Annotated in this window: 11 protein-coding genes and 1 tRNA gene; 6 read left to right on the top strand and 6 right to left on the bottom strand. The window is 62.1% G+C overall.

Annotation, left to right across the window (positions count from 1 at the left end):
* The first annotated feature begins 46 nt into the window (after window positions 1–46).
* Window positions 47–2,125: a serine hydrolase gene (locus QZS21_RS01510; RefSeq protein ID WP_295579382.1), complete on the top strand. Its 2,079-nt coding sequence runs from the start codon at window positions 47–49 to the stop codon at window positions 2,123–2,125.
* Window positions 2,126–2,177: 52 nt separating this feature from the next.
* Here QZS21_RS01510 and QZS21_RS01505 read toward each other — a convergent pair whose 3' ends face one another.
* Genes QZS21_RS01505 through QZS21_RS01495 form a run of 3 tightly spaced genes read right to left on the bottom strand, consistent with a single transcriptional unit; the run spans window position 2,178 to window position 3,716 of the window.
* A complete protein-coding gene (locus QZS21_RS01505; RefSeq protein WP_295579380.1) occupies window positions 2,178–2,369 on the bottom strand; it encodes a hypothetical protein in 192 nt (63 codons plus the stop codon).
* 41 nt (window positions 2,370–2,410) lie between these two features.
* Window positions 2,411–3,367: a stalk domain-containing protein gene (locus tag QZS21_RS01500; protein WP_295579378.1), complete on the bottom strand. Its 957-nt coding sequence runs from the start codon at window positions 3,365–3,367 to the stop codon at window positions 2,411–2,413.
* 31 nt (window positions 3,368–3,398) lie between these two features.
* On the bottom strand, window positions 3,399–3,716 hold the full coding sequence (locus QZS21_RS01495) for a hypothetical protein (RefSeq protein ID WP_295579376.1): 318 nt from the start codon (window positions 3,714–3,716) through the stop codon (window positions 3,399–3,401).
* A 103-nt stretch (window positions 3,717–3,819) separates the two neighbouring features.
* On the opposite strand from QZS21_RS01495, the gene QZS21_RS01490 reads away from it, so the two are divergent.
* Entirely contained in the window at window positions 3,820–3,987 is a 168-nt protein-coding gene (locus tag QZS21_RS01490) for a ribbon-helix-helix domain-containing protein (RefSeq protein WP_295579374.1), read from the top strand.
* A 125-nt stretch (window positions 3,988–4,112) separates the two neighbouring features.
* Here the strand turns inward: QZS21_RS01490 and typA are convergent, their stop codons facing one another.
* Window positions 4,113–5,936 carry a translational GTPase TypA gene (gene typA / locus QZS21_RS01485; protein ID WP_295579372.1) on the bottom strand — a complete coding sequence of 608 codons (1,824 nt, stop codon included), beginning with the start codon at window positions 5,934–5,936 and terminating at the stop codon, window positions 4,113–4,115.
* Between the two features lie 335 nt (window positions 5,937–6,271).
* Here typA and QZS21_RS01480 point away from each other — a divergent pair, with 335 nt between their 5' ends.
* The 3 genes from QZS21_RS01480 to QZS21_RS01470 all read left to right on the top strand — a co-directional run bounded on the left by QZS21_RS01480 (window position 6,272) and on the right by QZS21_RS01470 (window position 9,314).
* Window positions 6,272–7,438: a phosphoglycerate dehydrogenase gene (locus tag QZS21_RS01480; RefSeq protein WP_295579370.1), complete on the top strand. Its 1,167-nt coding sequence runs from the start codon at window positions 6,272–6,274 to the stop codon at window positions 7,436–7,438.
* A gap of 130 nt (window positions 7,439–7,568) precedes the next feature.
* Window positions 7,569–7,645, top strand: a tRNA-Arg gene (locus QZS21_RS01475).
* Window positions 7,646–8,354: 709 nt separating this feature from the next.
* Window positions 8,355–9,314 carry a DMT family transporter gene (locus QZS21_RS01470; RefSeq protein WP_295579454.1) on the top strand — a complete coding sequence of 320 codons (960 nt, stop codon included), beginning with the start codon at window positions 8,355–8,357 and terminating at the stop codon, window positions 9,312–9,314.
* A gap of 143 nt (window positions 9,315–9,457) precedes the next feature.
* On the opposite strand, the gene QZS21_RS01465 is transcribed toward QZS21_RS01470, so the two are convergent.
* Together QZS21_RS01465 and QZS21_RS01460 are read right to left on the bottom strand one after the other, a co-directional pair.
* Window positions 9,458–10,897, bottom strand: coding sequence for a sodium/glutamate symporter (locus QZS21_RS01465; RefSeq protein WP_295579368.1), 1,440 nt, complete (start codon window positions 10,895–10,897; stop codon window positions 9,458–9,460).
* Between the two features lie 140 nt (window positions 10,898–11,037).
* Entirely contained in the window at window positions 11,038–11,655 is a 618-nt protein-coding gene (locus tag QZS21_RS01460) for a Crp/Fnr family transcriptional regulator (RefSeq protein WP_295579366.1), read from the bottom strand.
* 568 nt (window positions 11,656–12,223) lie between these two features.
* Between QZS21_RS01460 and QZS21_RS01455 the strand changes: the two genes are divergently transcribed.
* Complete coding sequence (locus QZS21_RS01455; RefSeq protein ID WP_295579364.1) at window positions 12,224–13,852, top strand: amidohydrolase; 1,629 nt, start codon at window positions 12,224–12,226, stop codon at window positions 13,850–13,852.
* Window positions 13,853–14,182 lie beyond the last annotated feature (330 nt).

Here is a 14,182-nt window from a genome sequence, read left to right as displayed (position 1 = left end):
GAGCACAGTACCGGAGTGCCCCGCGGGGCGAGAAAGGAACGAGACGATGAAACGACTGTTCAAACGATGGGGGGCCCTGGCCCTCTCCCTGGTCCTGAGCCTGACGCTGTCCGTCCCCGCCCTGGCGGCGGAGAGCGGCGCCGAGACCGTGGACGCGGCGGTGGACGCCGCCGCCAGGGAGGCGGCCCAGGCCGCCATGACCTACGGCGCCGCCAGCAGCATCCAGTGGGCCGTGTGGGCGGAGGGGGAGATCATCTCCGCCGGCGGAATCGCCGGCCAGCAGGACCCCTCCCTGGGCCACCTGGCGGGCCTGGGGGCCCTGTCCGGGGACGTGTACGGCATCGGCTCCATCAGCAAGATCTTTACCACCGTGGCGGTGATGCAGTTGGCGGAGCGGGGCAAGCTTTCCCTGGATGCCCCCGTCACCCGCTATCTGCCAGACTTCCGGATGGCGGACAGCCGGTATCGGGACATCACCGTGCGGATGCTGCTCAACCACTCCTCCGGGCTGATGGGCTCCTCCATGGAAAACGCCATGCTTTTTGACGATCCGGACCCCAGCGCCACCGACAGCCTGCTGGAGCGGCTCTCCACCCAGCGGCTGAAGGCGGACCCCGGCGCGTACAGCGTCTACTGCAACGACGGCTTCACCCTGGCGGAGCTGGTGGTGGAGGCGGTGTCCGGCCAGGACTTCATGGACTATGTCCGCGGCCGCATCCTCGCCCCCGCGGGGCTGACGAAGGTCTACGCCCCCGGCGATGACATCGGGGGACTGGCCCCCATCTACTCCGGCTCCGATCCCCGGCCTCTGCCCCAGGACTGCCTGAACGCCGTGGGCGCCGGCGGCCTGTACGCCACCGCGGCGGACCTGGCGGCCTTCGGCGGCGCCCTCACCGGCACGGGGCTGCTGTCCAGCGCCTCCCTGGCGGCCATGGCCGCGCCGGAGTACGACCGGGGACTCTGGCCCGACGACAGCCTGGACATGCTGGCCTTCGGCCTGGGCTGGGACAACGTGGAGTGGTACCCCTTCTGCCAGAGCGAGATCTCCGCCCTGACCAAGGGCGGCGACACGCTGTACTACCACGCGGGGCTGGTGGTGCTGCCGGAGCAGCACATGGCCGCTGCGGTCCTCTCCTCCGGCGGCGCCTCCACCTACAATGAGCTGGCGGCCACGGAGATGCTGCTCACGGCCCTGGAGGGCCGGGGCATCCCGGTGGACCGGTCCATTCCCGCCCTGCCGGAGGCGGACTTTGCCCCCATGCCAGAGAGCCTGTTGGACAACGCCGGGTACTACGGCTCCACCGCCGCCCAGTACCAGGTGGCCCTCTCCGGCGACGGCACCCTCTCCATGCGCTGCATCAATTACCCCAGCCTGCCCGCCCAGACCTTCGCCTACTGCGCCGACGGCTCCTTCCGGGACGCCTCCGGCGGGGCCGAGCTGCGGTTTGTGAAGGAGCGCAACGGCCAGACCTACCTCTATCAAAAGGCCGTCTCCCCCATCCCCGGCCTGGGGGCCCTGCCCGTGTCCAACTACGCGGCGGTGAAGATGGCGGAGAATCCCCTGCCGGAAGAGGTCCAGGCGGTGTGGGACGCCGTTTACGCCACCGGCGTTCTGCCGGTGAGCGAGAAGTACAGCTCCCAGGTGTACCTGGCGTTGTCCAGCTCCACGGCGGAGGAGACCCCGGAGCTGGTCCCCGGCTACCTGGGCGCCGTCCGGATTCTGGACGAGACCCGCGCCCAGTATGACCTGCAAATCCCCGGAAACAGCGGCCGGGACGGCCTGAACTGGACGCTGCTGGACCGGGACGGCGTCACCTGGATACAGGCCAACGGCTCGCTGTACATGCCCGAGGCTCTGGCCGCCGACCTGTTCACTGGGAACGGCTGGGCCTACTCCACCATCCAGGAGGAGGGCCTGGCCCGCTGGTATCAGGTGGGTGATGCCGCCGGACAGACTATGACCGTCCAGTTGCCGGAGGAGGCGGGCTTCTGGGTCTACGACGCCCAGGGCCAGGTCACGGCCTCCTCGGTGCTGTGGGACGACACCGCCGCCGAGCTGCCGGAGGACGGACTGGTGGTCTTCGCCGGGGACCCCGGCGCCCGGTTCCACCTCTCCTTCCGGTGAGAGACCCCCGTTGATAGCAAAAAGACGGCCGCCCCATGGGGCGGCCGTCTTTTCACGTCATGCCGGGGGAGGAGATTTCCAGTCCCTCCACCAGCGCCTCCATCTCCCGCTTGGACTGTACGGCGTGGGCGGCGGAGAGGATGGCCTGCTGCTCCGCCTCCGGCAGGGCGGCAAAGCGGGCCATGGCCTGTGGGTGCTGGGCCAGGGCCATACCCAGGCCCAGGGGCAGTTCGTCTTGCTGCATATTGCTCACCTCGCCCCTAGTGTGGGCGGCGGGGCGGGGATTTATGCGCCGGGGTACAGGTTCAGGCCCATGGCCAGGATGCCGGCCTCCAGATAGGTGGTGCCCTGGTCCTTGACGCAGATGCCGGCAATGCCGTTGCCCTCCTCGCCCAGGAGGACGGCGCCGCCGGGCATGGCCGACAGCACTACCGCGCCGCCGCTGGACACCACGGCGCCCTTGGCGGCGTCCCAGGTCACGTCATAGCCCGCGGCCTCCGCCACCGCCCGCAGGGGCAGCAGCATGGTTCCCTCCGCCGTCCGGCCGGAGACGTCCAGAAGGGCGCCGTCCACGCGGACGCGGCCGCTCTCATCCCAGGTCAGATAGCCCCGGTAGGCGTAGGGGAGCACCGTCACCTGGCGGACGGCGCCTGCGCCGTCGCTCCACACCAGGAGCTCGGTGCCGGGGATCAGGTCCTCCAGACGGACCACGTTTTTCGTCCGGTAGGGCTGAAGGGCCGCCTGGTCGGTGATGTGCAGTTCCTGGCCGCCGGCGGTCACCAGGTCCACATAGGTCAGGGCCGGGGGCGGGTAGATGGCCAGCATGGCCTGGGGCTGTACCTTGTCCACCTGGTGGTACTGGGGCGCGGCGGCGTCCGCCGGGAGGTTCGCCACCACCACGGCGGCGGTGGACTGGGGCGGCAGGCTCATGGTCATGGCGGGGCCCACCCAGGCGTACACGGTGTCGCCGTCGGCGATGGCGGCGGGGTCCATGGGCAGGCCGGACACGCCGTCCACCACGGCGGTCTCGTCGCTGATGTGGACGACAATCTCCTGGTGGAGGACGGTCTCATCGCTGTTTTCCAGATAGAGGCTGCCGCTCTCCATCCGCGTGGCGGTGCCCCACACCCCCACAGGGCCGGGGCGGCTCTCCTCGCCGGCGACCTCCAGGGCCAGGGCGGAGCCGCAGAGCATGGCGGCGCAGAGGGTCAGGGACAGCAGTTTGAGCAGGGATCGTTTCATAAAATCTCCAACCTTTCCTGTGTTTGTAGGTTCAGACGGACGAGGGGCGGAAAAAGTTTCCCTTTGCGGCAAAAAAGGGCTCCAGGGGGTCCAGGCCGCCCAGCTCCAGCCCCAGGTGGAGCCCGGCGGAGAAGAGGAGGGTCTCCCGCCGGGCGGCGATGGTGGCCTGGAGGTCCAGCAGGTCGTTGAGCCGGAGGAGGAGGGGGGTCTCCCGGAACTCCCGGCGAAAGGCCGCCTGAAGGGCGGAGGACTGTTCGTTCAGGGTGCGCAGTTCCGGGTCGGCTTTTTCCATCACGGATAAGTAGTCCAGGAATAGGGCTTCCAATAGGGATTGGGTGCTCTCTCGCATAGTATCACCTCCTATATATACCATATATACACCATGTATGCACCACTAGTCAAGAGAAAATGTGTATGATATAGTATGCATATAGTATATATGGAGGCGCGATATGGGAGAAGCAGTATTGGTCAACCGAAAAAAATTTGTCTCTTCACTGGCAAATGAGCTTGTCAATCCCTTTGACCGCCTGTCGAAGGAAACCCGTATTCCCAAATCCCGCCTGCTGGATGAGGCCGTTGAGGATTTACTCCGGAAATATGAGAGAAAGAGCGGCTGAACAGGCCGTTCTTTTTTTGCGCTTCCATGGCGGAGCAGGGGGGAGTGCCAGGGCAAAAAAGGACCCCCATTCTCCTGTGGAACAGGAGAACAGAGGTCCGCCCGCCTGACCGTCAGGCAGAAATCTTATTTCTTTCCGTGGAGCGCCTTCATGCGCTTCTCGTGATCCAGAATCGCCTTGCGCATCCGCAGGCTCTTGGGCGTGACCTCCAGCAGCTCGTCGTCCGCCAGGAATTCCAGGCACTGCTCCAGGCTCATCTGCTTGGGGGGCACCAGGCGCAGCGCGTCGTCGGACCCGGAGGCCCGGGTGTTGGTCAGCTGCTTTTTCTTGCAGATGTTGACGGTGATATCCTCGCTGCGGGGGCTGACGCCGATGACCATGCCGCCGTAGACCGGCACGCCCGCGCCGATGAACAGCGTGCCCCGCTCCTGGGCGTTGTACAGGCCGTAGGTGATGGATTCCCCGGTCTCGAAGGAGACCATGGAGCCGCTGCCCCGGCGGGAGATGTCGCCCTTGTAGGGAGCGTAGGAGTCGAACACGGAGGCCATGATGCCCTCGCCCTTGGTGTCGGTGAGGAAGTCGCTGCGGTAGCCGAACAGGCCCCGGGCGGGAACCAGAAACTCAATTTTCATCCGCTCGCCCACGGGGGTCATCTCCAGCATGTCCGCCTTCCGCTGGCCCAGCTTCTCGATGACGGCGCCCACGCAGTCGCCGGGCACGTCCACCACCAGCCGCTCGATGGGCTCGCAGGTCTGGCCGTCGATCTCCTTGTACAGCACCCGGGCGGGGGACACCTGGAACTCGTAGCCCTCCCGGCGCATGGTCTCGATCAAAATGGAGAGGGACATCTCGCCCCGGCCCGCCACATTGAAGGCGGTGTCCCGGTCGGTCTCCGTCACCTTCAGCGACACGTCCTTCAGCGTCTCCCGGAACAGCCGGTCCCGCAGCTGGCGGGAGGTGACGAACTTGCCCTCCTTGCCGGCGAAGGGGGAGTCGTTGACGGAGAAGGTCATCTCCAGGGTGGGGGCGCTGATCTTCACGAAGGGCAGGGCGGCCACCTCGTCGGTGGCGCAGATGGTGTCGCCGATGGTGATGTCCGGAATGCCGCTCATGGCCACGATGTTGCCGGCGGAGGACTCGGTGACGGGCTTTCTGGCCAGGCCGTCAAACTCGTAGATGGCGGTGGCCTTGGCTTTGCGGAGCACGGCCTCGGGGTCGTGGTAGTTGCAGACCGCGATCTCCTGGTTCTGCTTCAAGATACCCCGCTCGATGCGGCCGATGGCGATCCGGCCCACAAATTCGTTGTAGTCGATGGAGCTGACCAGCATCTGGAAGGGCCGCTCCACGTCCGCCTCGGGGGCGGGGATATACTCCAGAATGGTCTCGAACAGCGGCACCAGATCCTCGCCGATCACCTCGGGGGAGTAGGAGGCGGTGCCCTGGCGGCCGGAGCAGAACAGCATGGGGGAGTCCAGCTGCTCCGGGGTGGCGTCCAGGTCCATGAGCAGCTCCAGCACCTCGTCGATGACCTCGTGGATGCGCTGGTCGGGGCGGTCGATCTTGTTCACCACCACGATCACCCGGTGGCCCAGCTCCAGGGCCTTGGAGAGGACGAAGCGGGTCTGGGGCATGGGGCCCTCGGCGGCGTCCACCAGCAGGATGACGCCGTTGACCATCTTCAAAATGCGCTCCACCTCGCCGCCGAAGTCGGCGTGGCCCGGGGTGTCCACAATGTTGATCTTGGTGTCCTTGTACTGGATGGCGGTGTTCTTGGCCAGGATGGTGATGCCCCGCTCCCGTTCCAGGTCGCCGGAGTCCATGACCCGCTCCACGGTCTCCTGGTTCTCGCGGTACACGCCGCCCTGCTTCAGCATTTCATCCACCAGGGTGGTTTTGCCGTGGTCAACGTGGGCGATGATGGCTACGTTTCTCAGATGTTCGTTCTTCATATATGGAAGGTCCCTTTCTTTCTCAATCCGCTGTCGGACAGAATTTCACACACAGTTTGTTATTATAGTCTGATTTTTCCCGCATTTCAATGTAAAAGTCCACATTTTTTCAAAAACGCCGACTTTTTTCTCCGGCAAAGCGCCCATGGAAACGGAAAAAGCCGTTTTCCACAAAGAAAGGGCGCCGCCGGGGCGGTTTTTTGGACCTCCCTCCCTTGATTCTCCAACGGCGGAACACTATAATGAACTTGCTGCGACGGAAGCGGCGCCAGCGCCGCACGTTCCGCCGCAAGTATCGTGGTCCGCTGGGACCACCCAATGGAGGCATTTGTGCCATGTACCACATCAAAACGTTCAATAAAATCTCTCCCGTGGGCCTGAACAAGTTCGACCCGGAGCTGTACGCGGTGGGGGACGAGGAGACCGGCGAGGACGGCATCCTGGTCCGCTCCGCCAAGCTGCTGGACTACCAGTTCCCGGACAATCTGCTGGCCGTCTCCCGGGCGGGCGTGGGGGTCAACAACATCCCCGTGGACCGCTGCTCCGAGGCGGGCATCGCCGTGTTCAACACCCCCGGCGCCAACGCCAACGCCGTCAAGGAGCTGGTGCTGTGCGCCATGCTGCTGGGCTCCCGGGACGTGCTGGGCGGCATCGAGTGGGTGAAGGAGCAGGTGGCGGCCGGCGTGGACGTGACCACCGTGGTGGAAAAGGGAAAGTCCGCCTTCGTGGGCCCGGAGATTTATAAAAAGACCCTGGGCGTCATCGGCCTGGGGGCCATCGGCTCCCTGACGGCCAACATCGCGCTGTCCATGGGCATGGACGTGTACGGCTACGACCCCTTCTTGTCCGTGGACAACGCGCTGCGGCTGGACCGCCACATCCATGTGGTGAAGGACGTGGCGGAGCTGTACAAGCGGGCCGACTATATCACCATCCACATCCATTACACGGAAAAGACCCGGGGCATGATCGACGAAAAGGCCATCGGTTCCATGAAGCGGGGCGTCCGGTTCATCAACCTGGCCCGGGGGGAGATCGTGGACGACGACGCCATGCTGGCGGCGCTGGACACCGGGAAGGTGGCGGCCTACCTCACCGACTTCCCCAACAACCACATTGTGGCCGCCCCCCACGTCATCGCCATGCCCCACCTGGGGGCCTCCACGCCGGAGAGCGAGCAGAACTGCGCCGCCATGGCGGTGGAGGAGCTGCGGGACTATCTGGAAAACGGCAACGTCCGCAACTCCGTGAACCTGCCCGCCGTCTCCATGGAGCGCAGCGGCGTCATGCGGCTGTGTGTGATTCACCGGAACATCCCCGCCATGCTGGCCAACATCACCGCCCTCCTCAGCCGGGACGGGGTGAACGTGGAGAACCTGAGCAACAAGTCCATGGGCGACTACGCCTACACCATGGTGGACCTGGGGACCCGGGTGGACGCCGATGTGGTGGCGGACGTGCGGAACCTGACGGGCGTGATCCGGGTCCGGGTCATCGAGTGAGGGTTTTCCGCCGGAATCCGGCGGTGTGAATTGACAGTCCCCCGGAAATCGGGTACAATACCCCTGGTATCCGCCCCGGGCGGGAGAGGTCTCTCCCGCCCGGGGGACCGGAGACCTGATTCCCACAGATGCCCCGGTAGCTCAGTTGTATAGAGCGGTCGCCTCCTAAGCGACAGGCCACCAGTTAGAGTCTGGTCCGGGGTGCCAAAACGCTGCAATCTCTTGAGATTGCAGCGTTTTTGTTTTCCTTTTTTTGAAGATGCAGGGCTTGGGGGCTGCTTCAAATCCCTGCCTGACACCGCGTGTAAAAGGGGGCGGCTGGCTTCCCTCCAGCGTAGAGGGCGGCGAGGCGGCCCGCGTCATGCGGCCCGGAAGGCGATACAGGGCCTTGTGGCCGGAGGGAGGAGGTGGGTTTGCATCCATCCGCTTCGGTCGAGGGCAGCCCTGCGCAGGAATCTGCCTGAGACCGGTGGGGAAGAACAGCGGGGCCCCGATTGGATCGGGGGGTCCAAAAAGAAATTGGGCGGCAGAGAGGCTTCGTGCAATTGGAAGGAGCCTCTTTGTCCTATCTGGACGGGGGGAGATACCGGTATCTGCGGTGCCGCGGTTTTGGGTCCATTGGAGCCCTGGCAGGGGGCTCCGGCCTCCTCTTGTAAAGTGGGTTCCCCTGCGGCTGCATGTTCTTCTGCAACATTTGCCGCCGCATTTTAACAAATGAAAATGCATTCCCCCTCCGAGATTTCTATACTATAGGGCAAAGAGGGAGAGCCTTCCAATGGCTGCTTCCGCATGGTTCCTCACAGGGAAATTTCCACCAGGGTTGTATCCGGCAAAGCGGGGGGCCCTGTATGCCGCAGCCGGAGCATGGACCGGGGCACTGCCGCCGGCGGCGCCGGAGAGAAGGGGATGGAGCTTGATGCGTCAAGAAAACGAACTGCGTATGGGGCAAAACCCGCTGAAGGGAATTTTCCTGGCGGTGATGGCCTCCGCCATGTGGGGGATCATGGGGATCTTTGTGCGGGGGTTGTCCTCCGTCGGGTATTCAAGCTACGACATCTCGTTTCTGCGGTGTCTTCTTGCGGGAATCGGCTTCTTCCTGTTCAAGGCCGCGACCGACCCCGGCAGTTTGAAGATTGACGGCAAGGGCCTGCTCGTCTGCTTTTACTACGGTCTGGCCGCCTATGCGGTTGGGTTTGTGGCGTATGGAATCGCCCTGGAACGGATTCCGGTGGCTGTTGCAACGGTGCTGATGTTTCTCTCTCCCGTCTGGGTGGTGGTCTTAGGCGCTGTGTTTTTCAAAGAAAAACTCCGCGCACAGACTGCGGCCGTCATTTTGATCTGTATCATCGGCGCCTCGCTTGTGGCAAACGTATTTGGCACCGCCGGCGGGCAGCTGGATTCCATTGGAATCGCCGCCGGGCTTGTGAACGGGTTCGGCGTTGCCCTGCAACTGATGATTCCCAGGCTGTTTTTAAAGACCTATCGGAGAGACACCATGCTCGTCTACGGCTTTTTCGGCGCGGCAATCGGATTGTCCTTTTTGACGGATTTTCACAAGATTGCCCAGAGCATCCACGGCCCCCACATGCCCATGGTCCTCATCCATGCACTCTGCCTCGGATTTTTATGCACAATGGTTGCAAACGTCTCCTTCGTAAACGCCGCCGCTTATATCAACACGACGGTTTGCAGCATTCTCTCCTCGCTGGAGGTGGTCGTAGGCGGAATTGTGGGAATCCTCGCCTTTCAGGAGCGCATGTCCCTCCTCCAGGTGATCGGCGCTGTTATCATCGTGGGCGGGGCGCTGCTCCCTGCGGTGCTCGCGGAGAGGCAGGCAAACGCCGCGCCGCCCGCCGCCGGGTCCGCGCCCAAGTAGACTTGCAGAGCGGGAAGCCGGGCGGCCCGGGCATCGGGCCAACGCCTGCCATAAAAAACTTATCGGGCCGATGAAAAAGAGGGCGGTGCAGCTTGCTGCTGCACCGCCCTCTTAAAATTCCGTATGCCGTTTCCCGGCAAGGCCTACTCCTTTGCAGCGGCCTGTGTATCCGCTGCTTTTTGCAGATCGGGTCTCAGCAGGTTTCCTCTGACGGGATAGAGCTCCGCCTTGCGCAGGTCGTAAGTCTTCTTGCCGAAGGCCCCCACCGCGATGATGAAAACCATATAGGCGGCAGAGACGCCCAGACAGGCGATCAGCACGTAGTCAAAACTGCATGCCCCGGCTGCGAACGTCAAAATCGCAGGCAGGATGATGTTGGAGCCGAGGCTGTTGACGGGGTTCATGGGCCCCATCTCCATGGAGGCGGAGGCCTTGAGATCGGGGTCGACGATGCGGATCAGCGCAAGGCCGCTGGGAACGGTTCCGGTGTTGGCGCCCCACATGCCCAGCGTGCGCTCAAAGTCGCAGGGGCCGCCGATCCGCTGGCAATACCACTGGCTTGCAAACCAGGTGAAGACGGCGACGACAATGCAGACGATCAGAATTGGAATGATCCAGTCCTTGATAACGGCAAACTCAATTCCCATGAAGGCGCCCACCACCATCAGGTCGGTGGCCATGCCGCTGATTCGGTTCTGTGTGCCGCTGTCCACGTATTCCATCACATGGGTGTACTTTTTCAAAAGGGCCTTGATGCCGTAGGATACGCACATGCCGTTGAAGTACAGCATACCGGACATCAAGTTGCCGACATAGCCGGGAATCAAAAGCCACAGCTTACCGGCATAGATGCCCACAATCCAGCCCAGGCCGATCAGCGCCACGTGGAACGTCAGGGTATCCACATTGCCCGAATAGGTCGTGACCTTGCCGTAGGGCTTTTGCTCCTCCCTGGGGAACACGCCGGCGGCGACAGAATCGCTGATCTTGCCGCCGGTGGCGTAGCACAGTCCCTTCTTGATGCCGTACTTTGCCATGGGAATGCCGATGCCGAAGGCGAACAGGAAGCCGATAGAGGCGAACGTCATACCCACGGTGACGGCGTTTACCACGCCGTCCGCCTCCATCTGCGCACCGTACGCAACCGACTGGCCGGGGCCCTGGCAGAATGCGAAGGGAATCTGCAAGCCGTACACGGGGTCCATGCCGAAGGGCTTCCCAACGACCTTCAGCAGGAAGTAGGCGAGGATGGGAGTGGTGCCGTACAGAACGGCCCACCAGGAGCCCATGCCCAGGATGCCGCGGAGGGTCCACTTGCCGGAGCCGCTCTTCTTGTCAACTTTCTCGCCGCTTTTGTCGTGGTTGGTCATGGCCATGGAGATGAAGACGAAGGTGAAGAGCTGCCCGACGATGACATTATAGGAATCATAGGCAACCGGAATCACGTTCAGGTTCATCAGGACAAACCCCAGCAGACCGGCGATGACACTTGCGGGAATCAGATTCTTCCGGAAGAACGGGACCTTTGCCCGCAGGACCATACCGACCAGGACCATTACGCCCAGCCATGCGATTGCAGTCATAATCTCCATAAACCAATAAACCCTCCCACAAACATATTTGTTAAAGTCATTTCGTCATGACGTTTAACCAAAGGCAGGCAGCGGCATCCCGCGCGGATACCGAAACGCAGCAGCCGGGCCGGCGGCAGGCCGGACGGCGCTCATGTCCCCCGTGCCGTCTCCTCTTTTGCATTCTTCATCTTTCTCCGAATGCGGCTGAGGGAGACGGATGTAATGCCGAGATAGGATGCCACCTGATACTTCTTTGCCCGTTTTTCAATTTCCGGAAACAGCTCGCAGAATTCCCGGTACCGTTCCTGCGCGTCCGCCATTAGAAAGGTGGAATCCCGCAGCACCATCTTCTTGATGATCTGTTCCAGTTCGGCGATGTAGTAGAGGTACAGTTCGCTTTGCAGCTCCAGGTTGTTTCCGGCCGTGTGCACCAGCCGTTTCAGGTCCAGCATGATGATTTCGCAGTCCTCGCTGGTCTCTACCGTGAACTGCGCCTCTTTTTCAATCAGCCGCAGCTCCGTGAACACAAAGTCCTTTTCCGGCACAAAACTCCGGGTGACGTCGTTCCCCCGGCTGTCCAGAAAGTAGCACCTGCAAAAGCCCCGCTTCACAAATCCGATGATGTCCCGGTCCAGAACCTCTCCCGGATAGACGAGAATCGTCCCGGCCTTGACCTTTTTTTCATATGCTGCGGCGCACAGCGCCTGGATCATCTCCTCGGAGACCTTTCCGCTGCGGAGCGTCTCCAAATATTCAATGAGAGGCATAATCTCAGCCTTTTTCATCATAGTTTCCACCATAATCCGCCTCAATTTTGTTCAGTATACCCGAATATCAGCGATTTGTAATTATCATTTGTTAATAGAATGTACACAATTGCTGCCGCCCGGCTTCCAGTCGGCGCATGTTCTGACGGCATCTGAGGCGGCAGAACTTTGCCATTTTGTGCCGGACAATTCCCTTTTTCACCACTTCCTTCCAGAAAACGGACAGGCACAGAGATTGGGACATCTGCCCAAAAGCGGGGGCGCCGTTTCGCTGCCCGCCGGGTCCCCACCTCCTTTTCACTGCACGGATGTTCACCCCCTTGACATGCAGCGGCCCACCTGCCACAAGCCTGGCCATGTCTCCATTGTGCACGATGAATTCCAGATTCTTGGTTTATACGCCCATAAAGGGAGCGTCCCCGTCAGATTCCCCCCTTTTTGGCGCATGGGGCAGGGGCGGCACGCCTCCAAATTTGGAAAGGCGTCTTTACAAATGTACATTGACAGCGCTGAAAAGCCCGTTATAAAGTATGGATGGTTCCAGTGCTTTGGTAGGATGGGGCGGCAAATGCAGATTCACACAATTCTGCCGACGATGATGAGAGTGGAGGTCAGAAAAATGCGGGTTCTCTTTTACGGCGGTACCATTTTGACAATGGCGGATCCCCTGTATGCCGATGCGGTCTTGGTGGAGGATGGGAAAATTTTGGCCCTGGGAAGTGCGGAGGCGCTTCGGGAGCGGGCCGGGGACTGTGAGGAGGTCCATCTCAACGGCGCCACCATGCTGCCGGGCTTCATCGACGGCCATGGGCACCTGTCTGAATTGGCTGAAAAGCTGCTTCGCGCCTCCCTGCGGGACGTGACCTCCGTGGAGGAGATCAAACGCCGCCTGGATACGTTTATCGAGTCGAATCACATCCAGCCGGGTCAGTGGGTGATCGGCCGGGCCTACGACCACAATTTCATGCCCGGGTTTCAAAATCCCACCCTGGAGGAGCTGGACGCCATCGCGCCCCGTAACCCCCTCTTCATCCATCACGCCAACGGCCACATGGCCCTGATGAATTCCGCGGCCATGGCGCTGATGGGCATCCGCCCCGATACGCCGGCGCCTGAGGGCGGGGTGATTGGGCTGGCGGATGGAAAACTGACCGGCTATGTGGAGGAAAACGCCTATTTCCAATATGTTGCAAAGCTTCCGGAGCCCAGCGAGGAGGCGTATTTCCAGTCGTTTGTAAAGGCGCAGGAGATGTACCTGTCCAACGGCATCACAACGGTTCAGGATGGAATCGTGTGGAAAAAGCACCTGCCCCTGTTTCAGGAAATCTATGATCGGGGTCTCCTGAAGGTGGATTTGAGGATGTACATCGACCCGCCTGCCTATGAAGAGGCCCTTGAACGGTTTGGGCATCTGAAGCCCGACGACCATATGCGGGTGGCGGGTCTCAAGATGTTCCTGGACGGCTCTCCCCAGGGGCGCACGGCCTGGATGCGGAAGCCCTATGCGGACGATCCCGGCTATTGCGGCTATCCCACCCTGACGGATGCGGCGGTGGAGGCCAATTTCAGGAAGGCGGCGGAGATGCATTGCCAGATTCTCGGCCACTGCAACGGCGACGCCGCCGCACAGCAGTATTTGGACTGCCTGGAGCGCGTGGAAAAGGAGTATCCCGCGCTGGCAGAGCTGCGGCCGCTTGTGGTCCATGCGCAGCTGATGGAAGAGGACCAGCTGGCGCGTGTCCCCGGCTTGGGCGCCTTGGTCACCTTTTTTGTGGCGCATACCTACTATTGGGGAGACGTGCACCTGCGCAATTTCGGCCAGGCGCGGGGGAGCCGCGTAAGCGCCGCGGGCAGTGCGCTGAAAGCGGGCGTCCGGTTCACCTTCCATCAGGACACGCCGATTCTCGATCCGAACGTCATCGAGACGCTCTGGTGTGCAACAAACCGCATTACCAGAAACGGCGTGGAGCTGGCGACGGAGGAGCGGATATCCGTGATGGACGCGCTGCGGGCCGTGACGGTGAATGGCGCCTACCAGTATTTTGAGGAGGATCAGAAGGGGACCATTACCCCCGGAAAGCGCGCCGACTTCGTCGTGCTGGATGGCGATCCGCTGAAGACCCCCGCCTCGGACATCCGCGGGATACGGGTACTGGAGACCTACAAGGACGGTGTGTGCGTGTGGTCTCACGCGTAAAAATGCGCGCAGGCCGCGGGGGATGCCCAGCAGGCCGTTATTGGGAAATCTGCGCGGCACAAAGGGGAGAGAAAGACTGACGGCAAATTCCGCGGTTTTGCATACCGCGCCGCACATGGCGGAATGAAAAGACGCGCTGGTGCGCCGGGGATGGAGCCATCCGGCACGGCGGCATGCGCGGCAGGAGACGCAACGCGACAGGCCCCTTCCGTGGTAAACTTTTGATAAGCTGGCGCCATGTACCAATGGTACATGGCGCCGGCTTTGGTATGACGGGGAGCGGGGAGGCTCTCTTTTGCTTGGTTTGATATTTCAAAAACTATGTGAAAT

This window comes from uncultured Oscillibacter sp., from assembly GCF_900544955.1.
Classification (GTDB): Bacteria; Bacillota; Clostridia; order Oscillospirales; family Oscillospiraceae; genus Oscillibacter.
The sequence above is the reverse complement of the archived record's forward strand: the minus strand, read 5'-3'. Positions and strand labels throughout refer to the sequence as shown.

Excerpts from the sequence above, each read along its gene's own strand:
- QZS21_RS01490 (WP_295579374.1), top strand. The coding sequence starts at position 3,820 with ATGGGAGAAGCAGTATTGGTCAACCGAAAAAAATTTGTCTCTTCACTG.
- typA (WP_295579372.1), bottom strand. The coding sequence starts at position 5,936 with ATGAAGAACGAACATCTGAGAAACGTAGCCATCATCGCCCACGTTGAC.
- QZS21_RS01470 (WP_295579454.1), top strand. The coding sequence starts at position 8,355 with ATGCGTCAAGAAAACGAACTGCGTATGGGGCAAAACCCGCTGAAGGGA.
- QZS21_RS01500 (WP_295579378.1), bottom strand. The coding sequence starts at position 3,367 with ATGAAACGATCCCTGCTCAAACTGCTGTCCCTGACCCTCTGCGCCGCC.
- QZS21_RS01505 (WP_295579380.1), bottom strand. The coding sequence starts at position 2,369 with ATGCAGCAAGACGAACTGCCCCTGGGCCTGGGTATGGCCCTGGCCCAG.
- QZS21_RS01465 (WP_295579368.1), bottom strand. The coding sequence starts at position 10,897 with ATGACTGCAATCGCATGGCTGGGCGTAATGGTCCTGGTCGGTATGGTC.
- QZS21_RS01455 (WP_295579364.1), top strand. The coding sequence starts at position 12,224 with ATGCAGATTCACACAATTCTGCCGACGATGATGAGAGTGGAGGTCAGA.
- QZS21_RS01480 (WP_295579370.1), top strand. The coding sequence starts at position 6,272 with ATGTACCACATCAAAACGTTCAATAAAATCTCTCCCGTGGGCCTGAAC.
- QZS21_RS01510 (WP_295579382.1), top strand. The coding sequence starts at position 47 with ATGAAACGACTGTTCAAACGATGGGGGGCCCTGGCCCTCTCCCTGGTC.
- QZS21_RS01460 (WP_295579366.1), bottom strand. The coding sequence starts at position 11,655 with ATGCCTCTCATTGAATATTTGGAGACGCTCCGCAGCGGAAAGGTCTCC.
- QZS21_RS01495 (WP_295579376.1), bottom strand. The coding sequence starts at position 3,716 with ATGCGAGAGAGCACCCAATCCCTATTGGAAGCCCTATTCCTGGACTAC.